The sequence below is a fragment of the Mycobacterium sp. P4_H6 genome, from assembly GCF_056400845.1.
In genome coordinates this window covers 1-6,613 of record NZ_JBFUKN010000152.1, presented here as the reverse complement: position 1 = coordinate 6,613, position 6,613 = coordinate 1, and the positions used below count along the sequence as shown (strand labels likewise).

Annotated in this window: 7 protein-coding genes; 4 read left to right on the top strand and 3 right to left on the bottom strand. The window is 68.5% G+C overall.

From position 1 onward, the window contains the following. Positions 1 to 896 (bottom strand): multicopper oxidase family protein (locus AC1DTF_RS31785; protein WP_477476956.1); only part of this gene is annotated, 896 nt, incomplete at its 3' end. Between the two features lie 161 nt (positions 897 to 1,057). Between AC1DTF_RS31785 and AC1DTF_RS31780 the strand changes: the two genes are divergently transcribed. Continuing rightward, a complete protein-coding gene (locus AC1DTF_RS31780) occupies positions 1,058 to 1,882 on the top strand; it encodes an alpha/beta fold hydrolase (protein ID WP_477476955.1) in 825 nt (274 codons plus the stop codon). Here the strand turns inward: AC1DTF_RS31780 and AC1DTF_RS31775 are convergent. Together AC1DTF_RS31775 and AC1DTF_RS31770 are read right to left on the bottom strand one after the other, a co-directional pair. Continuing rightward, positions 1,860 to 3,119: an acyl-CoA dehydrogenase family protein gene (locus AC1DTF_RS31775; RefSeq protein ID WP_477476954.1), complete on the bottom strand. Its 1,260-nt coding sequence runs from the start codon at positions 3,117 to 3,119 to the stop codon at positions 1,860 to 1,862. The two genes, AC1DTF_RS31780 and AC1DTF_RS31775, sit on opposite strands and share 23 nt — an antisense overlap. Beyond that, positions 3,112 to 4,305, bottom strand: coding sequence for an acyl-CoA dehydrogenase family protein (locus tag AC1DTF_RS31770; RefSeq protein ID WP_477476953.1), 1,194 nt, complete (start codon positions 4,303 to 4,305; stop codon positions 3,112 to 3,114). The genes AC1DTF_RS31775 and AC1DTF_RS31770 overlap by 8 nt, the downstream gene beginning before the upstream one ends. A gap of 72 nt (positions 4,306 to 4,377) precedes the next feature. Here AC1DTF_RS31770 and AC1DTF_RS31765 point away from each other — a divergent pair, with 72 nt between their 5' ends. The 3 genes from AC1DTF_RS31765 to AC1DTF_RS31755 form a co-directional block, all read left to right on the top strand. Further along, positions 4,378 to 4,797, top strand: coding sequence for an SRPBCC family protein (locus AC1DTF_RS31765; protein WP_477476952.1), 420 nt, complete (start codon positions 4,378 to 4,380; stop codon positions 4,795 to 4,797). An 86-nt stretch (positions 4,798 to 4,883) separates the two neighbouring features. Beyond that, positions 4,884 to 5,366, top strand: coding sequence for a DUF1942 domain-containing protein (locus tag AC1DTF_RS31760; protein ID WP_477476951.1), 483 nt, complete (start codon positions 4,884 to 4,886; stop codon positions 5,364 to 5,366). A gap of 6 nt (positions 5,367 to 5,372) precedes the next feature. Next, on the top strand, positions 5,373 to 6,613 hold a 1,241-nt coding region (locus AC1DTF_RS31755; protein ID WP_477476950.1), incomplete at its 3' end, for a lipase maturation factor family protein.

Genomic DNA, 6,613 nt, shown 5'->3' with positions numbered 1-6,613 from the left:
GCATAGTCTTGCCCTGGTCTGGACTCGACCACGATCTCGGCGCGCTCGCCGGGGCTCAGCTGCACCCGGGTCGCCGGGACAGGCGCGGCGAGCAGCCCGCCGTCACCGGCGATGACATGAAAGACCCTGTCATCGGAGAAACCCAGGTTGTACAGCCGCCCGCCGGAACCGTTGAGCACGCGCAGCCGGACCCGCTCGGTGCGCACCGTCAGATGCGCCCCGGCAATCCCATTGGTCACGATGGTGTCGCCGAGCAGGCCGACGTCCGTCGGGTCGGATTCGTCGAGCGCACCCGAAGGCGTGAACCGGCGGTCCTGGATGATCAGCGGAATGTCGTCGACGCCGTAATCGCGCGGAAGACCGTCGGTGTCGTCGTCGACGAGAAACATCCCGGCCAGCCCCCGGTAGATGTGCTTCTCGGTCGCGCCGTGCGGATGTGGGTGATACCAGAGCGTCGCCGCGGGTTGCCGTACCTCCCAGCGTGGCTGCCACTGCCCACCGGCCGGCACCGTCTGGTGCGGCCCGCCGTCGCACTGGGCGGGCACGTGCATACCGTGCCAGTGCACGGTGGTCGGCTCGGGCAACGCGTTCTCGACATGGACGGCCACCGACTCGCCGCGCCGCGCGCGCAGCGTCGGCCCCAGGATCGAGCCGTTGAATCCCCAGGTGGCGGTGCGTACTCCGGGCAGCATCTCGGTCTCGCCGGCCATCGCCCGCAGGGTGAAGACGCGGGTACCGTCCGCGCCGACGGTCGCTTCGGCCTGCGGTGGGATCGGCAACGGACGGGTCAGCGGTGGCGTGCGCCGGCCGGGCTGGGGACCCGAACAGGCCAGGGTCAGGGCCAGTGGGGTTGCGCTGAGGCCGACGAGGAGCTGCCGGCGGGACAGGATGGGCACACGTCGAGTCTTCGGGGTTCGGTGCCGGCCCGGATCCTACGTGGGGCCCGGAAGTGCGGTCCGCTGGGACCTTGCGCATGCCGGTGCTACCTGCTAGCCCCCATCCGGGATTGGTGGCTGGCGTCGATGCCTGCCCGGGCAGGTCACGGGAGAGTCATGCCATGACCACATTCGAGACCGCCATCGTCCCGCGGTTCACCACGATCGACGGTGTTCGCATCCGATACGCCGAAAGCGGCCCGGCGCCCGCCGACGCGATACTGCTCAGCCCGTGGCCCGAGACGGTCTACGCCTTCGATCAGGTATGGCCGGAGCTGGCTGCGCATGCGCACCTGGTGGCCGTCGACCCGCCCGGATTCGGCGGATCACAGGGCCGGGAAGAGCTGCTGAACCCGAAGGCCCTCGGCGACTTCATCGTCCGGGTCGCCGACGAGTTCGGGCTGGAACACCCCCACCTCGTCGGACCCGATATCGGAACCTCCGCGGCGCTGTTCGCCGCTGCCGCCGCACCGGGCCGGTTCGCCTCGGTGGTGGTGGGATCCGGGGGCGCGGCGGTGCCCATCACCGTCACCGGAGTCCTGCAGGACTGGGTGTTCGCCACCGATCTGAAGCCCTACCGGGACATCGGGGGCGAGGCCATCGTCGAGTCTGCGCTGGACACGATCTCCGGCTACACGCCACCACCTGCCGTGCGCGCCGACTATATCGCCGGTTATGCCGGCGACCGGTTTGCAGGCACCATCCCGTATGCGCAGAGCTACCGGCAGTGGCTTCCGGTGCTGGCCGACCTGCTGCCCGGCATCACCACCCCGGTCCGCGTGATCGCGGGCAGTGACGATCAGGTGGTCCCGCCGGTCAACGCGACGTACCTCGCCGAACGCCTGCCGTCCGGTCGCGCGGATCTGGTCGACGGCGCCGGACACTTCGTCTGGGAGGAACGACCCGCCGAGTACGCGGCCCTGATCACCGAGTGGTGGCGCCGGTAGCCACTCGCGGCGCCCTGGCATCGGCGGTGTCGAGTACCAGCTCGGCGACCCGGTGGCGGTGCGCTTCGGCACTGCCCAGCAGCGCAGCGTCGGTGGTGGCCCGCTTGAAGTACAGGTGTGCCTGGTGCTCCCAGGTGAAGCCGATCCCGCCGTGCACCTGGATGGTGTCGGCGGCGATCCGGGAGAACGCCGTCGATGCCAGGGCCTGCGCGATGGCGGCCGCCAGTGCCGGGTCGTCGGAGCCGTCGCCCAGCGCCCACACCGCGTGGTAGGTGGCCGAGCGGGCATGCTCAAGATCGACCATGCCCTCGGCCAGCCGGTGCTTGACCGCCTGGAAGGACCCGATCGGACGGCCGAACTGCAGCCGTGACTTCGCGTATTCGACCGACAGACTCAGCAGATGTGCTGCCGCGCCGATCTGTTCGGCCGCCAGCAGCGCCGAGCCGACCTGCAGTGCGTGGCTGATCACCCGGTCGGCCTCATCGGGTCCGGCCACCAGCCGGGCCGGCGCATCCGACAGCTCGATGGTCGCCTGCGGCCTGGTCAGATCGAGGGTGATCAGCGCGGTGCGCTGCACACCCGGGCCATCGGCGTCCACGGCGTAGAGGGCCACACCGTCGGGACCGGTTGCGGCGACGAGAAGTTCGTCGGCGGCATCGGCGTCCACGACGCGTTCGACACGACCGGTCAGCCGGTCGGTCCCGGTGACGGTGACGGCGGTGGCGTCGAATGCGCCGGCCCGGTCCGGGACGGCGAAGGCCGCGGTGCGGGTGCCCTCGACCAGGGCGCCGAGCAGCTCGTCACGGTCCGGGCGACTCGATGCCGCGACCAGCGCGGGAATGGCCAGGAACACGGTGCCGAAGAGAGGCCCGGTCGCCAGCGCCGCGCCGAGTTCCTCGACGGCGATGGCCTGATCGACCAGGGTGCCGCCGACGCCACCGTCGGACTCGGGCACGGACAGTCCGAGCACACCGAGCTCAGACCCCAACCGCTGCCAGACATTCCGGTTGAAGCGCGGTTCGGATTCCATCTGAATGCGGGCGTTGGCCTCGCCGAAATTGTCGGCGCTGAACTTGCGCACTGCATCCCGGAGTTGGGCCTGCTCGCCGCTGAACACGAACTCCTGCACATCAGCCACATTGTCGGGCTGATCCGTAAACTCCTCAGCCACACTGTCGGGCTGATCCGCAAGCTTCTCAGCCACATTGTCGGGCTGATCCGTAAACTCCTCAGCCACGCGGGATCTCCTTCCACGGCATGCCGGCGTCGGCCCGCAGATCGCCGGGCAGGCCCAGGATCCGTTCGGCCAGGATGTTGCGCATCACTTCGGATGTCCCGCCTTCGATGGTGTTGGCCTTGCTGCGCAGGAAGCGCTGCTGGATGGGTCCACGCCAATCCGTCTCATCGTCACTGTCGTGCAGCCCGTACCCGTGATACAGAATGCCTTCGGCACCAAGCAGATCCATGCACCACGTGTAGATGTGCTGGTTGAGTTCGGCGCCGACCAGCTTGCCGATCGATCCCTCCGGGCCCGGACCACCGACGGTCGCGGTGGCCCGCGAGCGCTGCGCAGTCAACCGCTGGGCTTCCGAGCGCAGCCACAGCTGGGTCAGCCGGTCGCGCAGCACCGGGGTCTGCAGATCGGGGCGTGAGGCCCACAGCCCGACGGCCTCGGCGATGGTGCCGGCGCCGCGCTGGGAACCGCTGCCGCCGAGCGCACTGCGCTCGTTCATCAGCGTCGTCATCGCCACCCCCCAGCCGTTGCCGACGTCACCGAGCCGGTGCGCGTCGGGGATGCGGGCGTCGGTGATGTAGACCTCGTTGAACTCGGCCTGCCCGGTCAGCTGCCGCAGCGGCCGCGTCTCGACACCGGGCGCGTGCATGTCGAGCACGAAATAGGTGAGCCCCTTGTGCTTGGCCACATCGGGATCGGTACGCGCGAGCAGCAGACCCCAGCGCGCCCGGTGAGCCAGGCTGGTCCACACCTTCTGCCCGTTGATGATCCAGTCCTCACCGTCGCGGACGGCGGAGGTGGCCAGGCCGGCCAGATCGGATCCGGCGCCGGGCTCGGAGAACAGCTGACACCAGATGTCCTCGGTGCTCGCCAGCGGCCGCAGCCAGAACTTCTTGAGGTCCTCGGACTGCGCGTGTTCGCGCACGGTCGGCGCGGCCATCCCGTAGCCCATCGGGTTGAGCCCCAGCGGCATCGGACCGCCGGCGCCCTGCAGGATGCCGTCCGCGACGGCCTGCAGCCCGCGGGAGACCCCGAGGCCGCCGAGTCCCTCCGGGAAGTGCACCCAGGCCAGCCCGGCGTCGTAGCCGGCCGTCAGGAACTCGGGGATCGGAACCTTTTTCGGATCGTGGTCTGCCACGACCTGCCGGGCCAGGTCAGCGACCAGGTCCGCATCGGCTTGCGCGCTCATCCAGTCACCATAGGTAAGCGTGATCGACATCACGTAGGCGGGTCTACCAACCGGTGGGGCAGGATGTGGTCCATGCACGTCACCGCGAACGCCACCGCCAACGTCCCGATCGAGAAGGTGTGGGCCACCCTGACCGACCATGTCGGCATGGCCGGCTGGGGGCCGGGTGTCCAGGTCAGCCTCGGCAAACCCGGCACACCCGACCCGAACGGGCTCGGCGCGGTCCGCCGGATCAGCACACCGGGCCCGGGCCCGGACATCGTCGAAGAGGTGGTCACCTTCGACGCGCCGCATGTGTTCGGCTACAAGGCGCTGTCGGGTACCCCGTTTCCCGGCTACACCGGTGAGGTGCGGCTGACCGAAGCGGGCGCAAGCACCCACATCGAGTACACCATCGGCTCCACCGCATCGTTCCCCCTGGTGAAGATCCCGCTCGCGGGCATCGGGCAGGTGCTGTTGCGACTGCTGATACGGGCCGCATCGCGCGCGTGAATTGACGCGTTCCATCGCGTTTCGGTCGTTCTGAAGCGGGCACCTCCTAAAAGGAAGCGGAAAGCCGCATTCAGGAGACGAACGCCATGAACGCCAGAACAATCGCAGCGATGGCGGCCGGAGTCGCCGTCGCCTTCGGGGTGACCGATGGTCCCCAGGCATCCGCGGATCCCGCCGTGGCCCGGTTCGGCACCCAGTTGCAGGCCGCTGGCACCGACGGCGCCGGAGTGGGCGGATACACCGTCCACGATCTACAGCGCAGTCCCACCGACGTGTTGAATGTGCCGATCGTCGGCAATGTGCCCCTTGCGGGCACGCTCTGGGAGGCGCGCACCGATGTGGACGCAGTGACCGGCTCGGTCGTGCCGGCCATGCAGTTCTTCAACGCGCGCGCCGCCGATGGCCAGAGCTACCGGGTTCTCGTTCAGACGTTCGCGCCCGATCTCGGCATCTCACCGCTGAGCCAGGGCGGATCATCCGGCGGGAAGATCTACTTCGACGTCACCGGGCCCGCCCCGACCGAGGTGGTCTACGACGACGGCCAGAGCCGGCTCACCTGGGCGGGCTGAGCCCCGATGGACTGGCTCGCGGCGTCGGAGTCATGGTGGGGCCGGGTCGTGCTGGAACGCGGTATCGCCGCCGTATATGTGGTCGCGTTCCTCTGCGCGGCGCTGCAGTTCCGGGCCCTGCTCGGCAGCAAGGGCCTGACTCCGATCCCGAAGTTTTTGGAGCGGAGACCATTTCGCTCCTCGCCCAGCCTATTTCACCTGCACTATTCTGATCGCTTCTTTGCGGCGGTGTGCTGGGCCGGTGTCGCGGTGTCGGTGGCAATGGTCGTCGGACTGGCCGACGTGGTGCCGCTCTGGGCCGCGATGGCAGTGTGGCTGATTCTGTGGGCGGCGTACCTGTCGATCGTCAACGTCGGCCAGGTCTGGTATTCGTTCGGCTGGGAGTCCCTGCTGCTGGAAGCGGGCTTCCTCGCGGTGTTCCTGGGCAACGGCGAGACCGCGCCGCCGCTACCGATACTGGTGCTCGCCAGTTGGCTCCTGTTCCGTGTCGAGTTCGGGGCGGGCATGATCAAGATCCGCGGCGACCGGTGCTGGCGGAATCTCACGTGCCTGGATTACCACCACGAGACACAACCCATGCCCGGGCCGCTGAGCTGGTTCTTCCACCGGATGCCGAAACCCCTGCACCGCATCGAGGTTGCGGGCAACCACGTCGCCCAACTGCTGGTCCCGTTCGGCCTCTTCGCGCCACAACCGGTGGCCGGTGTCGCGGCTGCGATCATCATCGTGACCCAGTTGTGGCTGGTGGCGTCGGGCAACTTCGCCTGGCTCAACTGGTTGACCATCGTGTTGGCCTGCAGTGTGATCGACGACAGCACCTATGGCCGGACGGAACCGGGCGATGCGCCCACAACCTTGCCGGTCTGGTTCGGTGTCGCGGTCCTCGCGTTCACCGTGTTGGTGGTGGTGCTCAGCTGGCGGCCCGCTCGCAATCTGCTGTCCCGCGAACAACGGATGAACAGCACATTCGACCCTCTGCACCTGGTCAACTCCTATGGCGCGTTCGGCAGCGTCGGGAAGATCCGCCATGAGGTGGTGTTCGAAGGCACTTCGGATACGGCCATCGACGAGCACACCACGTGGCGGGAGTACGAGTTCAAGGGCAAGCCCGGCGCACTCGCACGGACACCACGGCAGTGGAGCCCGTACCACCTGCGCCTGGACTGGCTCATGTGGTTCGCCGCGATCTCGCCGTCCTACGCCCGGCCCTGGATAGGCGCCCTGTGCGACGCCATGCTGTCCAATGA